This is a genomic window from Streptantibioticus rubrisoli (assembly GCF_024436055.1).
Taxonomy (GTDB): Bacteria; Actinomycetota; Actinomycetes; order Streptomycetales; family Streptomycetaceae; genus Streptantibioticus_A; species Streptantibioticus_A rubrisoli.
In genome coordinates this window covers 43555-60020 of record NZ_JANFNH010000001.1, presented here as the reverse complement: position 1 = coordinate 60020, position 16466 = coordinate 43555, and the positions used below count along the sequence as shown (strand labels likewise).

Annotated in this window: 14 protein-coding genes; 7 read left to right on the top strand and 7 right to left on the bottom strand. The window is 69.0% G+C overall.

Annotation, left to right across the window (positions count from 1 at the left end; translation table 11 throughout):
* Positions 1 to 208: 208 nt before the first annotated feature.
* Positions 209 to 2782, bottom strand: a complete 2574-nt coding sequence (locus NON19_RS00270; RefSeq protein ID WP_255924442.1) for a beta propeller repeat protein — start codon at positions 2780 to 2782, stop codon at positions 209 to 211.
* A gap of 676 nt (positions 2783 to 3458) precedes the next feature.
* A complete protein-coding gene (locus tag NON19_RS00265) occupies positions 3459 to 4523 on the bottom strand; it encodes a LysR family transcriptional regulator (RefSeq protein WP_255924441.1) in 1065 nt (354 codons plus the stop codon).
* Positions 4524 to 4994: 471 nt separating this feature from the next.
* Between NON19_RS00265 and NON19_RS00260 the strand changes: the two genes are divergently transcribed.
* Together NON19_RS00260 and NON19_RS00255 are read left to right on the top strand one after the other, a co-directional pair.
* Positions 4995 to 5552 (top strand): hemerythrin domain-containing protein, encoded by a 558-nt coding sequence (locus tag NON19_RS00260; RefSeq protein ID WP_255924440.1) that lies wholly within the window; start codon positions 4995 to 4997, stop codon positions 5550 to 5552.
* Positions 5553 to 5576: 24 nt separating this feature from the next.
* Positions 5577 to 5987 carry a phage holin family protein gene (locus NON19_RS00255; protein WP_255924439.1) on the top strand — a complete coding sequence of 137 codons (411 nt, stop codon included), beginning with the start codon at positions 5577 to 5579 and terminating at the stop codon, positions 5985 to 5987.
* A 194-nt stretch (positions 5988 to 6181) separates the two neighbouring features.
* On the opposite strand, the gene NON19_RS00250 is transcribed toward NON19_RS00255, so the two are convergent.
* The gene (locus tag NON19_RS00250; RefSeq protein WP_255924438.1) at positions 6182 to 6514 is read right to left on the bottom strand and encodes a cupin domain-containing protein; all 333 of its coding nucleotides are present in this window, start codon (positions 6512 to 6514) and stop codon (positions 6182 to 6184) included.
* A gap of 70 nt (positions 6515 to 6584) precedes the next feature.
* On the opposite strand from NON19_RS00250, the gene NON19_RS00245 reads away from it, so the two are divergent.
* From NON19_RS00245 to NON19_RS00235, 3 genes are all read left to right on the top strand, one after another.
* The gene (locus NON19_RS00245; RefSeq protein ID WP_255924437.1) at positions 6585 to 7532 is read left to right on the top strand and encodes a helix-turn-helix domain-containing protein; all 948 of its coding nucleotides are present in this window, start codon (positions 6585 to 6587) and stop codon (positions 7530 to 7532) included.
* A gap of 61 nt (positions 7533 to 7593) precedes the next feature.
* Positions 7594 to 8136, top strand: coding sequence for a nucleoside-triphosphatase (locus NON19_RS00240; RefSeq protein ID WP_255924436.1), 543 nt, complete (start codon positions 7594 to 7596; stop codon positions 8134 to 8136).
* 76 nt (positions 8137 to 8212) lie between these two features.
* On the top strand, positions 8213 to 8821 hold the full coding sequence (locus NON19_RS00235; RefSeq protein WP_255924435.1) for a mycothiol-dependent nitroreductase Rv2466c family protein: 609 nt from the start codon (positions 8213 to 8215) through the stop codon (positions 8819 to 8821).
* A gap of 134 nt (positions 8822 to 8955) precedes the next feature.
* Here the strand turns inward: NON19_RS00235 and NON19_RS00230 are convergent, their stop codons facing one another.
* A complete protein-coding gene (locus NON19_RS00230) occupies positions 8956 to 9513 on the bottom strand; it encodes a DinB family protein (RefSeq protein ID WP_255924434.1) in 558 nt (185 codons plus the stop codon).
* A gap of 284 nt (positions 9514 to 9797) precedes the next feature.
* Between NON19_RS00230 and NON19_RS00225 the strand changes: the two genes are divergently transcribed.
* A complete protein-coding gene (locus NON19_RS00225; RefSeq protein WP_255924433.1) occupies positions 9798 to 10421 on the top strand; it encodes a hypothetical protein in 624 nt (207 codons plus the stop codon).
* A 153-nt stretch (positions 10422 to 10574) separates the two neighbouring features.
* On the opposite strand, the gene NON19_RS00220 is transcribed toward NON19_RS00225, so the two are convergent.
* Entirely contained in the window at positions 10575 to 11084 is a 510-nt protein-coding gene (locus NON19_RS00220; RefSeq protein WP_255924432.1) for a hypothetical protein, read from the bottom strand.
* Between the two features lie 168 nt (positions 11085 to 11252).
* Positions 11253 to 11708: a transglycosylase SLT domain-containing protein gene (locus NON19_RS00215; RefSeq protein ID WP_255924431.1), complete on the bottom strand. Its 456-nt coding sequence runs from the start codon at positions 11706 to 11708 to the stop codon at positions 11253 to 11255.
* Between the two features lie 655 nt (positions 11709 to 12363).
* On the opposite strand from NON19_RS00215, the gene NON19_RS00210 reads away from it, so the two are divergent.
* The gene (locus NON19_RS00210) at positions 12364 to 14244 is read left to right on the top strand and encodes an ATP-binding cassette domain-containing protein (protein ID WP_255924430.1); all 1881 of its coding nucleotides are present in this window, start codon (positions 12364 to 12366) and stop codon (positions 14242 to 14244) included.
* A gap of 152 nt (positions 14245 to 14396) precedes the next feature.
* On the opposite strand, the gene NON19_RS00205 is transcribed toward NON19_RS00210, so the two are convergent.
* Positions 14397 to 16220: a putative Ig domain-containing protein gene (locus tag NON19_RS00205; RefSeq protein ID WP_255924429.1), complete on the bottom strand. Its 1824-nt coding sequence runs from the start codon at positions 16218 to 16220 to the stop codon at positions 14397 to 14399.
* Positions 16221 to 16466: the final 246 nt, after the last annotated feature.

Below are 16466 nucleotides of genomic sequence, written 5' to 3'. Positions count from 1 at the left end.
AACTCGGCGCGCTCATCTGCTGCGCCGACGAGGCGGGGCAGACGCTGAGCCCACCACGAGGCCGCACCTGGGCGCGGCGCGCGCTTACGGCATCGTCTCGCCGAACGGCGACAACGTCGCCGTCCGCTGGGTGAACAGTTCCGGCACGCGTCCGCGCGCACGCGTGCCGGAGCCGATGTTGGCCTACCGAATCCGCAGGCGGCCGGGGTCACTTGCCGAGCTCGAGCCTCCACAGACCGCGGCCGTGCGTGGCCGCGACCACTGTGTCACCCGAGGGGTAGAGGGTGATGTCGGTCGTCACGGAACTGGGCAGACCGCGGCCCAGCCGCGCCCAGCGCGTTGGGTTCTTGATGTCTGCCGTGTAGACGAGATGGTCGGTGGCCAGGATCAACTGGCCCTTCGCGATGACCAGCGCGTCGGCGGGGAGGTCGGGCAGGTTTCCGCTGATGTCCTTCCAGGTCGCACCGCCGTTCTTCGACTCGAAGACGTGCCCGGACCCAGCGCCGGGAATCCACTTGCGCGAGTAGGCCCCGTAAACGGCGTAGACATGCGCCGGGTTGGCCGGGTCGCTGACCAGCCGGGTGATGTACCGGTTCGGCAGGTTGGGCGCGGTGATGGCGTGCCAGGCGCCGCCATAGTTGGTGGCGATACCGTTCTTGAAGCCGCCGCCGTTCTCGTCCGAAGGCAGACACGGACCACACCAACCGACGTAGTCCACGCCCCTGTTCCCCTCCACCGCGGTGGTCGAGGCGGTGGCGCCAAGGTCGTAGGCGATCTTCCAGTCGCAGGCCGCCGCCTGCTTGGAGCAGACCGTCTCGAAGCCCTTCTGGGTCTCCCACACATATCTGCCCGCGATGACCCAGCGGTTGGGCTCCGCCCTGTCCGCCGCGAACGGCGCGATGAACTGCATGCCCGGGTCACAGCTCGCGATCGGGCTGTTGATCTGGCAGCTGGGGCTGATCTCCCGGAACGCCGGTGTCTTGCCGTCGGAGCGACCGCCGACGGTGGTCACCGTGATGTCTCCGTCGACGTATTCGGCAGCCGCTCGGTCGGCGTTGTCCGGGTCCACGATGACATCACCCCCATCACCGGCGAACGGCTGGATCACCTTGTGGGAGTTGCCGCGCACCAGGGTGCCACCGTTGTCCTGCAGGCCACCCCACAGCGCGGTGCCGCCGTTGGGGTCGCGACCCGCGCCGACGTAGAAGTACTGGAGGGTGTGCAACCCGGCGTTGAGGTCTTTCCAACCCGCTGTTGGGTCGTCGGAGGTCGGCCGGGACCAGACGCCACCGTCGCTGCCGACGTACATGGTGCCGTCACGGCTGATCGCGATGGCGTGCTGGTCGGTGTGGACCGTGGGCGGGCAGCCGGTTGTCGTCCCGTAGCAGGGAAGTGTGAAGTTCCAGAACGGCGCGCTGGTCTTCCAGGTGGCTCCGCCGTCGCGGGTCTCGTAGATCTCCTCAAGACCGACGTAGACGTGCTCGGGGTCACGCGGGTCAACCTTGACGTACTGGTTGTACCAGGAGCCGACCCCCGGCTCGTAGGTGGACGGGAACGCCTGCGCGGACCCGGACCCACCCAACGTGCCCGCGTCCGCGACCAGCGTCCACGGACCGTTCGGGTCACCGCTCGCCGACTTGTACACGCCCTTGAGCGAGGTCGATCGCAGCGGCGAGGGGCGCTTGCCGGAGTAGTAGGCAGGTGACTGGATCACCGCGTACAACGCGCTGCCGTCGTTGGCGTAGTCGAGGCTGGTTCGGCCGATGTCGGAATTGTCCAGCCCGGCTGGCTGGATCCGCCTGAAGGAGCCAGGCGCGCCACCCTTCGCGGACAGGTAGAGCCCGTCGTAAGCGGTACCGTTGCGGAAACCCAGCGCCGCCAGCACCGTGTTTCCGCCACTGCCCGGTCGGACCGTGACGCTGGAGATGATCGAGGTCCGCGTCGGATCCTTGTCCGGATTCGGGTCCGGCCTGAGTACCGACTGCCACGGCTGGCTCAGCCGACTGGTGACCGGTCGCCGCCACAGGCCGTGGCTGGTCGCCGCGAACACATATGTGCCGTTCGTCGTCAACTGGGCGACCTGGGCGTTCAGCAGCTCGGATCCACCGACCCGCTGGAACGTCCGGCCGTGGTCGGCGGACCGGAAGACGCCCTGACCGGTGTAGTTGTCGGCGCTCGTGTTGGCCTCACCGGTACCGACCCACAACGAGTGGTCGACCGGGTTCACCCACAGTGAGCCGATCGACTCGGTGGACTGGTTCTGGAACTCCGCCTTCCATGTCTTTCCGGCGTTGTTCGATGTCCAGACGCCACCGTCGGCGAACCCGGCATACACCCAGGGGCCGTCAGTGGCGAGCGCGGACGCCCGCCCGGTCACCAGACCCCAGCCGGAGCCGTAGTCGGAGAAGGAAGGGTCGGCGTAGCCGGGCGTCTCGCTGCTGGCCGAACCGCTGGTCACCTCCGACCAGTTGCCGCCGCGGACCGGCAGCCGGTCGCCTTCGGCCGCTCCTTCGGCGAGCGCGGCACCGGAGACGGTGGCGGACGGGGCCGTCCTGGCCGCGGCGAACTGGAGGGTTCCCGCGACGGGGTCGTCCGGATCCCCGCCATCCTCGGCTGGCTTGATACCACCGCTGCTGTCGTGATGCACGTGCCTGCCGAGCGCGGCAAGTTGACGGTCGGCAGACGGGTGGTCAGGTCTGGGCGCGGCAAAGCCGACCGCGCCGCCTGTGAGTATCGTCGCGGTCGCCACGGCGACCACGAGCAGGCTGGAGCGTTGGAGCATCAAGTGCCTCCTGGGCATGACGGAGCGCGTTTCGAGTCACGCGGTGCTCCCGCCACCACAGGACGCGGGTGAGCGTAGAGGCTCACCCCACAGCTCGCATAGCCCCAATTCGGCTCCGCCGCACCCCAACCAGCGCTTCCGGACGACAACCGCAGGAACACCGCCCCCGCACGCCCCCCGTCACCCGGCCCCGAAGCCCGGTCAATCGTTTCTGGCCACCTTGGGGTGGTCGACGCAGTCATCCACAACGCCGGGTTATGGGTTTTTGACATCTCCCCCACGGCACCGCGGAAGACAGATGCTTCATACGAGACGGAAGGCACATCGGAAGGAGGTGCGTTCTCGGATCGGCGCGGTCAACATCCCGTACAGGCGACTAGCTCCCGCCGTGTCGCCTCGACGGGTGCCCACGCCCTGCCCGTGTGAACCACTGTTCGCTCGCCCTGTGTCCGACGGTGGCCCCGGTCGTGGTCCACCCGGGCGCGGCGCAGGACCAGTTGCGGCTCAAGTGCTGACGGCAACCCCGGCGCCCCCCCGCCTCAGGGCTGCAACCCGTGGACATGGCGGCCCCGCACCGTGGGCAGTCCTTCGACGACCCCGCGACAGGAGTGCGGACCAGCGTCGAAAGAAGCAACAACACGCTCCAGGACGGGATTTCCCTCACCAAGCGGTAGCCTCACCCGGCACGGCTCGGGACGTGCGAGGTCGTACGCCCGGCCCCCGGTGGCGCGCCATGACGTGCCGCCGGTGCAGTGGCCGTCTTCGGCTCAGCCGACCCGGTCGGACAGCCGCGCCGAACGGGGTGCCGTTCGCGCCATCGGGCGTAGGCGGGGGTGGCGGCGCAGGTGGCCAGATAGCCCTCGCCCACCCTGCGGACGATCTCGTCGCCGTGGACGGCGAGCGGACCGTCGCGGTGCCAGGCCAGCACGTGGCGGTACCACAGCGGAGTACCGGCCAGTGGGCGGACCGCGATGCCGGGGACTTCGATGAAGGTGGCCTGGCAGAGGCTGACCGCCAGCCCCGCGCGCACGATCTCGATGAGCTGCCGCCCCTCAGCCTCGTACGGGGTGTGGGGCTGGCGGCCCATCATCGCGAAGACGGTCGCCCAGTACTCCCGGGTGCGGTCGCTGTCGGGATGCGGCATCGCCCAGTCCTCCTCAAGGAGTTGGTTCAGGCTCACCTCCTCCTCGGCGGCCAGCGGGTGGGTGCCCGGAAGCAGGGCGAAGACGGGCTCGGTGACCAGCGGGCACAGTACGACGCCTGCGTGCGGCGGGAGTTCGTGGCCGGGGTTGTCCCCGACGACGGCCGCCTCCAGGCGCCCCGCGGCCAGGTCATCAAGGAGCGGCGACGGGGAGTACTGGCATCGGGTCGACACCTCCGCCGCGGGGAGCACGCCCCGTACCGCCAGGACGAGATCGGCCAGCAGGGGGGCGCCCACCGAGCCGAGTCGGACACGGTCGGGGGCGCCTCGGGGCCGGGTGGCACGCGCGGTGTCGGCCAGCAGGTCGTCGATGCCGGGCAGGATGGCCCGTGCCCGGGTGAGCACCAGTTCCCCGAAGGGCGTGGGCACCGCCCCGGCCTGCCCGCGCTCGAAGATCGTCCCACCCAGCATGACCTCGATGCGCCGCAGCTGGGCACTGAGCCCCGGCTGCGTCATGTGCAGCGACACCGCGGCGCGGGTGAGACTTCCGGCCTCCGCGATCGCGCAGACCACCCGCAGATGCCGTACCTCCAGGTCCATGCCGCGGATGTTATGAACGGGAGGAGGTTCCCAACAGGGCTGGAACACGCGCGGTCTTGTGTGACATGTCACATGCGGCATTCCCTCGAACCGTGACGGCAGGCCTCCTGGCGACAGAACTCTTGGCGGACAGGACTGTTGAGGACTGGCCTCTTGGGGACCTCCCACCATGCCTGCGGCGGTGGTTGACGCGGCATCGACGCCTCGGTCGTCCGACCGCCGACCTGGGGTCCGACGCCCGAGCCGCCCTCCCATCGCTCCCGCGCAGCAGCATGCCCTTGGGTGGCACGCCGGTGGGGTGGGCAGTCCCCGGCAGCGAGCGGCCGAGTCGACCGGCTTCGGGGACGGCATCGTCCGAATGCCGTGCTGTGGGGAGATGTGCGCGTGTCGGCGGCGGCTTCGGGTAACCGTGCTGCGACGGTGAACTGGCCCGGCCACCCCCGGCTGGAGAAATTGGGAGAGGAAAACGGTATGGGACATGGTGGCAATGTCATCGCGGAGCTGACGGCGGACCACCGGGAGGTCGACGATCTGTTCGCCAAGATCGAGACGCAGCCGGTCGGCGACAACCGGCGCAGGGAACTGGTAGATGAGCTGACGGTCGCGCTGGTGCGGCACCTGGTCGCCGAAGAGCAGTACCTGTACCCGGTCGTCCGCAGGTATGTGGACGACGGTGACGACCTGGCGGACAAGGAGATCGAGGACCACGCGGGCATCGAGCGGCTGCTGAAGGACCTGGAAGGCCGTGCCGCCGAGGACGATCAGTTCGACCACTTGGTCGCCAAACTGAGGCTTGACGTGACTGAGCACGTTCGCGACGAGGAGGGCCGCCTCTTCGCGCTCTTGGCGGAATCCTGCGCGCCCGAGGTGCTGGACGAGCTCGGGGAGAAGATCCGCAAGGCCAAGAAAGCGGCTCCCACCCGCCCGCACCCGTCCGCGCCCGACACCCCTCCCGCCAACAAGATCTTCGCCCCCGGCGCAGGCATGGTGGACCGCGTGCGCGACCTGCTCACCGGCCGCCACCACTGAGCCCCTTCGTGAAAGGCGTACACGATGACGGAACAGCAGCCGGACCAGGGTTCGCCGACTGATTCCGGAACCGCAGCGGGCGGGCTTTCCGATGCCGCTGGGCGGCTGTCGCAAGACGTGGCGTCGTTGGTCCGCGCGGAGATCGACCAGACCAAGGCCGAGTTGGTGGCCACGGTTCGCCGAGCGGGCCTGGGCTCGGCGGCCGTGGCCGGGGCCGGGACCTGCGGCGTTCTCACGCTCGTGATGACGCACCAGACGGTGCTACGCACACTCGAACGCCGCTGGCCCGCCCACCGGGCTGCTGCCGCCCTGACGTGTGTCTACGCGACGTGCGCCGCGGCTTTGGCGTGGTATGGCTGCGACAAGCTGCAGCAGGCCCGTGCCGCGTCGCGGCAGGCACTGGAACAGATGGGCCGCGAGACAGCGGACAGCTGACGCCGCTCCGCGCCGGGAAGGTCGCACAGTGGTCCATGCCGCCGTACTCGCCCAGCGCAGGAGAACACTCGCCATCCCGCCGGACGCACGGCTGATCAACGGGGGCGGCGACACTGCTGTCCTCGCACGAGGCCGCGTGTCGCACAGGAAGGCCGCCCCCTGATGACGCATCAGATGGCACTGAAGGAAGCCGCCTAGCCTTCCGGGTAGAAGACGAACAGCGTGCAGCCCGTTGTCGTCTGCGGGACGTGGGAGGAGCCTGCGGGGGCGTGGATGAAGGAGCCTGCGGGGAGGTCCCGGTCGCCGTCGTTGAAGACTCCGGAGACCACGAAGACCTCCTCGGGGCCCGGCTCGTGGATGTCGACCCCCTGCCAGCACGTGTTGGGGTCCATCTCCAGCACATGAGCCTTCGCGCCGTTGTCCCCGCTCCACAGCGGGCGCAGGCGGATACCTGGGAACAACTCCTGAACCGGTGCGTCCTGCACGGCGGACCACACATACCCAGTCATGTTCTGTTTCGTCGTCATGGTGTCAGCCTGGCGGCCAGTAGCCGCCCCGCCGAGTGTCAGGAATGACATCGTGCGGTACTTTCCCGCCATGCATCGAGTAGTGGCACTCGTCCGCCCACCGCAGTCCACCTTCGAACTCGCCTGCGCGGCCGAGGTGTTCGGCCTCAAGCGGCGGGAACTTCCCGCGCGCTACACGTTCAGCGTGTGCACCGAGCGTCCCGGCCCCGTCGCCACACTCGCCGGGTACGACATGGTCGTGCCCGACGGCCTGGACGCACTCAGCCAAGCGAACACCGTCGTCATCCCGGGATGGCTGCCCATCGAGGAGCCGCCCTCGCCCGCAGTCCTCCAGGGCCTGCGCCGCGCACACTCCCGCGGAGCGCGGATAGTCAGCATCTGCTCCGGTGCTTTCGCGCTGGCGCACACAGGCCTGCTGGACGGACGGCAGGCGACCGCGCACTGGGCGCAAGCTGGCGAGTTGGCCGACCGCTTCCCGGCCGTCCAGGTCAACCCGGACGTGCTGTACGTGGACCACGGCGACGTCGCCACCAGCGCAGGCGCCGGTGCCGGCATCGACCTGTGCCTGCACCTGGTCCGCTCCGACCAGGGTGCCGGATACGCCGCGCACGTCGCACGGCACATGGTCATGCCGCCTCACCGCGAAGGGGGGCAGCTGCAGTACTCGGCGCCACCGCGCCCCGTACACATCGACGGCTCCCTCGCCCCGCTACTGCAGTGGGCGACCGGCAGACTCGACCAACAGCTGACCACTGAGGACCTGGCCGCCCACGCGGGCCTGTCCACGCGCACGCTCGCGCGGCGCTTCGCCGATCAGCTCGGCGCCAGCCCAGGCCAGTGGCTGCTGGCCCAACGGATCGCCGCGGCACGGGAGTTGCTGGAGTCATCCGACCTGCCACTGGACGCGGTCGCCCGCCGCTCCGGCCTTTCCTCGGCCACCAACCTCCGCAGACGCTTCCTCCGCTCCCTGGGCACAACGCCGGGCGCCTACCGCCGCGCGTTCCGGGCAGAGCCGTGATGCGGCTGTCGTGGGAACCTGGTACCTGGTAGGTGAAGCGCCCAGGCCGGAGAGCATCAGTATGCCGACGAGGATTCTGCTGGAGGGCCGCCCGGGCAGCGGCAAGACGACCGCCGTGCGCCGACTGGCCGCGTTGCTGCGCACCCGTGAGGTCGCCGGATTCACCACGGAGGAGATCCGGCAGACCGGCACCCGGGTCGGCTTCGCACTGGAGACGCTAGCGGGCCAGCGCGCCGTGCTCGCCCATGTCGACTTCCCCGGACCACCGCGGGTCGGGCGCTACGGCGTCGACCTCAGCGTCATGGAACGCCTGGCGCTTCCAGCGCTGAAGCCTCCGCCACCTGGTGCGCCCGCCGAGCGACTGCTGATCGTCGATGAGCTCGGGCGGATGGAACTGGCGTGCTCCCCGTTCCGGGACGCGGTCCGGGCGCTGTTCGAGGCCGACGTCGATGTCGTCGCCACTGTCCACGCGCACCGCGACCCGTTCACGGACGCCCTCAAGGGCCGCGCCGACATCGAACTCGTCCATCTGACATCGCAGAACCGTGACATGCTCCCCCAGGAACTGGCGGCACGGTTGGAGACCCGGTACCGCCCCCGGTAGGCCTACTGGATTGGCCCACTGGAACAAACCTGGATTGGCCAGTGCAACAGGCCATTACGACGCTTACGTTGGAGACATGCCAAAGACCCGAGTCGACTTCTACTTCGACCCCGCTTGTCCCTTTGCCTGGATCACCTCGCGCTGGATCCTCGAGGTGGAGCCGCTGCGCGACCTTGACGTCCGCTTGCACGTCATGAGCTTGTATCTGCACAACGAGGGCAACGAGTTGCCCGACTGGTACCGCGACCTCGTCGACCGCTCCCTCGGTCTGGTCCGGGTCGCCGTGGCCGCGGCCGAACAGCACTCCAACGACGTCCTCCGCGGCCTGTACACCGCGTTCGGCACCCGGATCCACGTGAAAGGTGAGAAAGACTTCGACACCGTCGCTGTCGAGTCCCTGGCCGAACTCGGCCTCCCCGCAAGCCTCGCGGAGGCGGCTCGCACGACCGACTACGACGCCGCCCTCAAGCGCAGCCACGACGCGGGAAAGGATCCTGCGGCGGGTGGCTATGTGGGCACGCCCACGATGCACATTGACGGAACGGCCTTCTTCGGCCCGGTGTTGAACAGCATCCCACGTGGTGCGGAGGCGGCGCGGCTCTTCGATGCGGTGCGGACGCTATCGGCACATCCGGACTTCTTCGAGCTGAAGCGGGAGCGCACCGGTAGCCTGCGGTTCGACTGACGCGTTGTGCCTGGCGGGCGTTGGGTGCTCTTCGACGACGCCGAGGTCATCAGCATCACCCGCTATGGCGGCGATGGTAAGCCACCGCACCGTCATCAATGACCCGCCACACAGTCCTTCACCCGCGCCGCTGGTCAGCCCATGCTTTTGGCGCCGTCCAGGGACTCACGGATGATGTCGGCATGGCCGGCGTGCTGAGCGGTCTCGGCGATGATGTGCATCAGCACCCGGCGGGCCGACCACTGCGCGCCGGGCTCGAACCACGGGGCTTTCGGCAACGGCCGCGTGGCCTCCAGGTCGGGCAGAGTGGCGACCAGGTCGTCGGTCCGGCGGGCCACCTCGGCGTAGTCGGCCAACACACCAGCCAGCGTCTCACCGGGCAGCAGCCGGAACTCGTCAGCCCGCCGAGCCCAGTCGGCCTCGGTCATGGCCGTGAAGTCTCCCATCGCGGATGGGCCGTTCAGGATGAAGTCCACCCAGTTCCGCTCGACCGCGGCGACGTGCTTGATCAAGCCGCCCAGGCAGAGCTCGCTGGCGGTGGTCCGGAGTCCGGCCTGCTCGTCGGTGAGGTCACGGGTGGTGAAGCGCAGGAAGTGCCGGTGCTTGGCCAGCATCTCCAGCAACTCGGCGCGCTCACCGGTGACGGCCGGAGCTCCGGCCAGGTCGCGGGTGGTCCGCTCGTCAAAGGTCATGGTCTGCGCCTTCCGGTGTTCGGTATTCCGTCGGTCAAGGACCACACTAGGAGCCATTGCGGTCAGGGCCTGTCCTAAAACGCGAAGGAAAGAAGGCAGAGCGCAGCGACGGCGGAGTCCCGTCACTCGCACCGCCGCGGCCGCCGCCCGGATCGGCAACCGGAGGCCAAGCGACCCTGGCCAAGGCCTCCCGGCTTCGGCCGCGAACCCACAGTCCGAACGATGAGCACGCATCGGTCGGCGGATCCGCACCGCTGACCCGGGACATTTGTCCTACCGAACTGATGACGGCCGCATCTGCCGGTGTGAACTGGCGGCTTGGCAGCATGGTCGACGCCACCAGGGAGGTGGCGCGCAATCCTCAGGGGGACGAGATGGCCAGCACTCCGACGTCGCAGCCGCAGGCTTTGCAGTCGATCGACGCCCCGTCGGTCAACGCACCGACGAGCGACGCACCGACGCCCGACGTTCCGTCGGCCACCGCATCGTTGACGGGCAGGTCGGCGATGGATCTCTCCCAGGTCAAGCCGCTTCCCGCGTGGTTCTTCGCGTTCGAGGGTGTGATGGGTGCGGCGTACGACCTGTGTCATGTATGGGCAGGTGCCTGGATGGTGCTGGTCGCGCTGGGCGCGGCGAATCTGGCCATCGGGCTGACGGTGCTGGGCAAGCGCCGGAAGTTGATTCGGGCGATGCTGAAGAACTCCCGCACTCGCCTCATCGCGCTCGCGCTGATCGCCGCCCGCCTCGGTGCCCATGTGCTGCTCGGTCTGGTCGGTGCCCAGGTGACGTCCGCAGCCGGGCATCTCGCCTTCGCCGTCGTCATGGCCTCCGCGACCGTCGCGCTGCTCTGGTTCGACCAGCGCATCACCTTCCGCACCCTCGGCCTGCCGACCGCCAAGTCCGCCTGAACCGCAGATCGCTCAGGCACCGGATGAACCATCGGCGTGCGTCGGGAACAGCGGCACGATCGGCGGCCGGAACCAGCTTGCGGGACCTGCCGACCAGCGACGGGCTCCCCAGCGAACACGGTCGGTGCCACTGCCTGCCGCGCGTCGTGCTGTTCAAGCCCAAAGGAGGCGAACAGCCCCGAGCGACTCGCCCACGACAACGACGGCCGTCCCATCCTCCGGCTGCACCAGCCGCGCGGTGACATCGTCACGCTCGGCCTGCACACCGCGATAGGGCGTGCCGTCGATCCGCATCGCCTCGGGCATGTCCTCGACCGTCACAGGAGGTTGGGTCGCCTGGGCGGTCAGCCACTCCTCGACATCAGCCTCAGTCACCAGGTCGGGGACGTGGGAGAAGGAAGCGACCGCGTCGATCAGCAGGTCCACCGTCGTCACTCCCGGCCGTACCGACGACGGGTGCCGGAGGGTCTTGACCTCGGCCCGCGGGTAGCGAACGTGGATCTCCCACGTCTCCTCCGACCCGTCGGGCAGGCTGCCTGCCGCGTAACCGATCAGCCCCATCGGCTCGTTGGCCAGGACCGCGATACGCCGTCCTAACGCCCTACGCGCCCATGCCACCGTCCGCACCTCATGCGACGGCGGCTCCTCGTTGCTGAACTGCATATCCCCACCTACCAGTTGGTCTCCTGCCTTGAGTGTCTCGCGCCTGGCGAGGCCAGGACCAGGTAGGGCCGAAGGGATCGAGTCACTTCGTCAAGCGGTGCAGCTGTTCCGGTGCATGCCGCGCGGGGTGGGAGTCTCGCCTGAGGGCTGGAGCCTTTGGGTTTGGGCTCAGTAGGCGGAGTTGACCTTGTCGATCGAGCCGTAGCGGTGTGCCGCGTAGTTGGCGGAGGCGACGATGTTGGCGACCGGGTCGTAGATGTTCGAGGACGTGCCAGCCACGTGGTAGGCCTTGAACGTCGGGTCGATCACCTGCATGAGCCCCTTCGAAGGGGTGCCGATCTTGGCGTTGGAGTCCCAGTTGTTGATGGCGTTGGGGTTGCCAGCGGACTCGCGCATCAGGTTGCGGTGGATGCCGTCGTAGCTGCCGGGGATGCCCTTTTCGTGCATGACGACCAGGGCCTGCTTGATCCAGCCGTCGACGTTGCCGCCCGGGGTGGCCGCGGAGGCGCTGGGGGCGCCGGCGGTCGCGGCGAGTACCGACAGGCCGGTGGCGGCGAGGCCGCTCAGGGCGAAGGTACGGGCCTTGGTCAGACGGCGGGTCGAAGACTTGGGGAAGCGCAGCATGCGAGGGTTACCTCTTTCGTCGGGGACCCCAGAAGCATTAACCAGGCATTCCGGGCAAAACAAGACATAGGAATCGGCGCATACTCCGAAGCCGCTTCGTATGAGGCAATTCGCTGGCGGGGGCGAGCCGCAGCCGCTGCGGGCCGACGACCACTAAGCGGCGTCGTATGTGACGCGCGCCATATCGGGGGCATCACAGCGGGCGCCAATAAATGTGACGCGGGTCATATTGCGCGCGTCACACGATTACGCCGGGGACAGAAAAACCCTCCAGGAGCAATAGGAGTAGGAAGGCGCATCGGACGGCTCAAGATGCAGTTGCCGCCCCTCGCGAAATCCGCAGCAGAGCGCGAGGCGACCGTTACTCAAGACGCGCAGTCGGCGCGGTTGCCGTCGGCGAGGTCCGGCAGCGGGCACGGGCGCGACGCAGGCCGCCGCGGCCTCGGTGCACCAGCGGGCTGGCCGCAACCGCGAAGGCCGTCGTGCGTGGCCGGGTGCAAGCCCTCTTTCAGCCAATCAGCAGCAAGATCCAGGCCCGATGGCTGCGAAGGGCCGTACCCACCACCCGTGCGGTGCCGGGCCACAACGCCGTCTGAAATCGAGTGCGTTCGATTCAGCGGCGGCCTCGTTGTGCTTTTGGGATGGGGAGGCAAGCGTGACCGACACCGTAGAGCACGTCGAAGAGTTGGACTTCAACCTCGCGCGGGATCCGTCGTGGAAGAGCGTTCAGGCGATCACCGCACGAGGGATGGCCGCGCGGCTTCCCCGGCTCGTGGTCCGGTCGTTGGGGATGGCGTGGCGGGCGGACAGGGCATCGGTGGCCGGCCTGCTGGCCTGCCAGACGGCGTCCGGCGTGGTACAGGCGCTCGGATTGCTGGCCACCACCGGCACCATCACCGCCATCATCGGGCACGGGGACATCGGCCACCGGCTGTGGGCGGCGTGGCCATCCCTGGCGGTGCTCGCGGGCGCCTCGGGAGTACGGGCGTTGTTCGGGGTGGTGATCTCGTGGCTGTCGTCCCGACTGGGGCCGGTGATGGCTCAAGAGGCCGAGCTGATGATGATGACCGCCGCGGTGAACGTGGAACTGGCCGCGTACGACAGCCCCGGATTCTCGGACCGCAAGGAGGCGGCCGAGATGGGCGTTCAGATCGGGCAGGACATCATCCAAGAGGGCCAGGACTTCATCGCCGCGTGCGCGTCGCTGGCGGCCGGTGCGGCGGTGCTGACCGCCGTGCACCCGGTGCTCCTGCCGCTGCTGCTGTTGGCCGCCTTCCCGCAGGGGATCGCGCAGGTGCAGTCGGCGAAGGCCAGTTACCTGGCCAACCTGGAGATGATCGGGCACCGGCGCATGCTGGCGTTGCTGCGCTGGCACACGACCGACAAGTACACCGCCGATCAGATCAGGTCGGCGACGATGGCGCCGTTCCTCCTCGACCGGGCCAGGCGCATCACCGACCGGGTCCGGGACGCTCAACGCCGGGCGTTCGCACGCGGGGCGCGGATGTCGCTGCTCGGATCCGTAGGCGGTGGGATGGCGCTGGTGGTGGTGTGGTCAGCGGTGGTGTGGCTGCTCGCGTCCGGACGCGTGTCGGTCGCTCTGGCGGGAACGGCGGTCTTCGCTCTGCGCTCGGCGAACGCGTCGGTTCAAGGGCTGGTGTCGGTGGGAGCGCGGATGTTCCGCACCGGCATGTACCTGGATGACTGGACGAAGTTCCTGGACGAGGCTGGGGGTTACCAGATGCGGCGCGGCCAGGTGGCGCCGAAGGACCCGCAGGAGATCCGTGTGACCGGTCTGGTGTACCAGTACGAGGGCGCCAAGCGAAACGCCTTGGACAACGTCGACTTGACGATCCGCCGGGGCGAAGTGCTCGCCCTGGTGGGTGAGAACGGGTCAGGCAAGACCACCCTCACCAAGCTGTTGACCGGCCTTTACCTGCCGACCGGCGGAGCCGTCGAATGGGACGGCATCGACATCCGGGAGATGGATCCCGTGATGTTGTGGCGGCGGATCGCGATGGTGCCGCAGGAGTTCGCGCACTGGCCGCTGAGCGCGCGGGAGAACGTCACACAAGGGCAGGGGCAGGACGCCCCGGGCGCCGAGGCGGCGTTGTGGGCGGCGCTGGAGGCATCCGGGGCCGACGAGGTGGTGAACCGGTTGCGGTCGGGGTTGCGGACACTGCTGGCCCGCGAATGGGTCGGCGGCGAGGAGTTGTCCGGCGGCCAGTGGCAGCGCATCGCGCTCGCCAGGGCGTTCTACCGCCCAGCAGGTCTGCTGGTGCTCGACGAGCCCACCTCCGCGTTGGACCCGCGGGCGGAGCACCGGATCTTCACCGGGCTGCGGCAACTCGCCACCTCCCGGGCGGTGGTGCTGGTGACGCACCGGCTGACGAACGTGACCGTCGCGAACCGGATCGTCGTCCTCGACCAAGGCCGGATCGTACAGTCCGGCACGTTCGCACAGTTGTCGACCCAGCCGGGGTTGTTCCGGGAGCTGTGGGAGCTGCAGAACGACCGGAGCAACGACACGAGGTAGACGACGAGGTGACGGCGCCGAGTGGAGCGGACCGGTACGGGGTGACGTGCATGCCCTCCCGCGCGTAGCTCAGCGACGGCCCGTGGCCCCGCCCGTAGAGTGCGGGGGCAGGGTCACGGGCCGCTGGCACAGCCCCGTCCAGGGGTGATGGGTCAGGACGCGTTCAGCGCCGTGTCATCGATGACGAAGCTGGTCTGCAGGCTGGAGTCCTCCGTGCCGGTGAACTTCAGCGTCACCGTCTGTCCCGCGAACGACGACAGGTCGAAGGACTTCTGCACGTACCCGCTGGCCGCGTTCACGTTGGAGTACGTGGCGAGCGTGGTGGAGTTCGCCTGGACGGTCAGCTTGTCGTAGGCGGTGCTGCCGGTCTCGGCGGTGTCGATGTGCAGCCAGAAGGAGAAGGTGGCCTTGCAGCCGGCCGGGATCGTCACCGTCTGGGAGAGTGTGTCGGTGTGCGTGGTCCCGTAACCGTCCAGCCAGGCGTCCCACGAGCCGGAGTGCGCGGGCTCGGACGCGGAGTTGTTGATGACTCCGGAGCTCGCGCTCCACGGGGAGGCCGTACCGGTCTCGAAGCCGGGGTTGCCCAGCAGTTGGCCGCCGGTGCATCCGCTGCCGCTGCCGGATCCGACGGTCCAGGAGAAGGTGGTGCTGCCCGAGGCGCCGGTGCTGTCCGTCGCGGTGACCGTCACGTTGGAGCTGCCCGCGGTGGTCGGCGTGCCGGAGATCAGGCCGGTCGCGGAGTTGATCGTCAGCCCGGCGGGCAGGCCGGAGGCCGAGTAGCTCAGCGTCGCCGAGGAGGACGAGTCACTGGCGGCGATCTGGAGGCTGGCCGCGGTACCGACCGTACCGGTCTGGCTGCCGGGGTTGGTCACCGTGACGGTGTTGGACGAGGTGCCGCCACCGACGATCGGGTGGGTCATCTCGCATCCACCAGCGCCGTTGTTGAAGTCATTGGACCAGGTGGACTGCATCGGGAAGGTGCCGGTGGAGAAGGCGACGTTGGCCGTGGCGCCCTGACCGGTCTTGATCCAGGCGCACTTGTCGCCGTCCTCCGCGCCGCTGCTGTCGGTCCAGCCTCCGGCGGGGTTCTGGTCGGTGATCGTCTCGGCGTACTCGTGCCCCTCGACGATCGTCACACCGTCCAGCGTGCCGGGGCTGTTCACCGACCCCTGGCCGCAGCTGGCGCCCGCGTCGGTGACGTACGGCAGGTTGGTGAAGGCGAGTTGGCCGTACGGGGAGCTGACCGCGCCGCCGCTCAGGGTCGAGTCACCGGTGTAGTCGTGCCAGGCGCAGAAGTTGCCGCTGGAGGTGTTGAAGCCGTCCGGGGTGGTGCCGGTGGGCGAGACGATGACGTACTGGTTGTCGCGGTTCGCGGCGGCGGAGGTGTTGCCGAAGTGGCCGGAGGCCTTGACGGCTTCGGCACCGATCTGGTTGCCGGTGGCGCTGCCCGGTGCGGCGGCGGAGGTGTCCACCCACACGCCCGCGAGGGCGCCGCCCGCCGGGTAGCCGACGTGCGCGGCGGTGCTCGGGCAGCTCTGCGAGCCGGTCGCTATGCCCTCGCAGTACTGCGTCATCACGCCCGACCAGGTCTCGTTGCCGGTCCCCAGCCCCTTGAACAGGGCCTGCAGGCGGGGAGCCATGCCGTTGGGGTCACCGCTGAGCGTGGTGTACCCGTTGCTGTCGGTGCCCGACGTTCCCCACTGCGAACCCCAGAAGACCAGGTAGACGTGGGGTGCTCCGGTGGTCACGCCGATGCTCGGACTGCCCGCGCCGCCACCGTAGTTGAGGTTGCTGGACGAGGTCGCGGCCGTGTTGGCGCCCGCCGCGTGGTGGGCGGCGCCACGCATGGGGACCGCACCGTGGCGGTACGGGTGCCCCTGGGCCGGATTGGGGAGCGTACTGCCCGTCGCCGCGTGAGCCGTCCCGGCGGCGGAGAAGCCGCCGACGGCGATCGCGAGCGACGTCAGCGCGGTCACCGCGCTGCGTCTGGCTCTCCCAGAACTGGGGGGATTTCCCATCGTTGAGGATTTCCTCTCTTGGGGCGGCACCACCCGCAGGGTGTACGGCGGTGACCGCATTCCTGGACATGGCCGACCGCCCGCCGCCGCGGCCCGTCCCACAGCGCCGACCGGGCCTCCCGGACCGCCGGAAATTCCACCCGCAACTCTCTTCGGGCATACGGGATTTGCCGGGCAGCGCTGAACAGGAAGTACACGAACCAC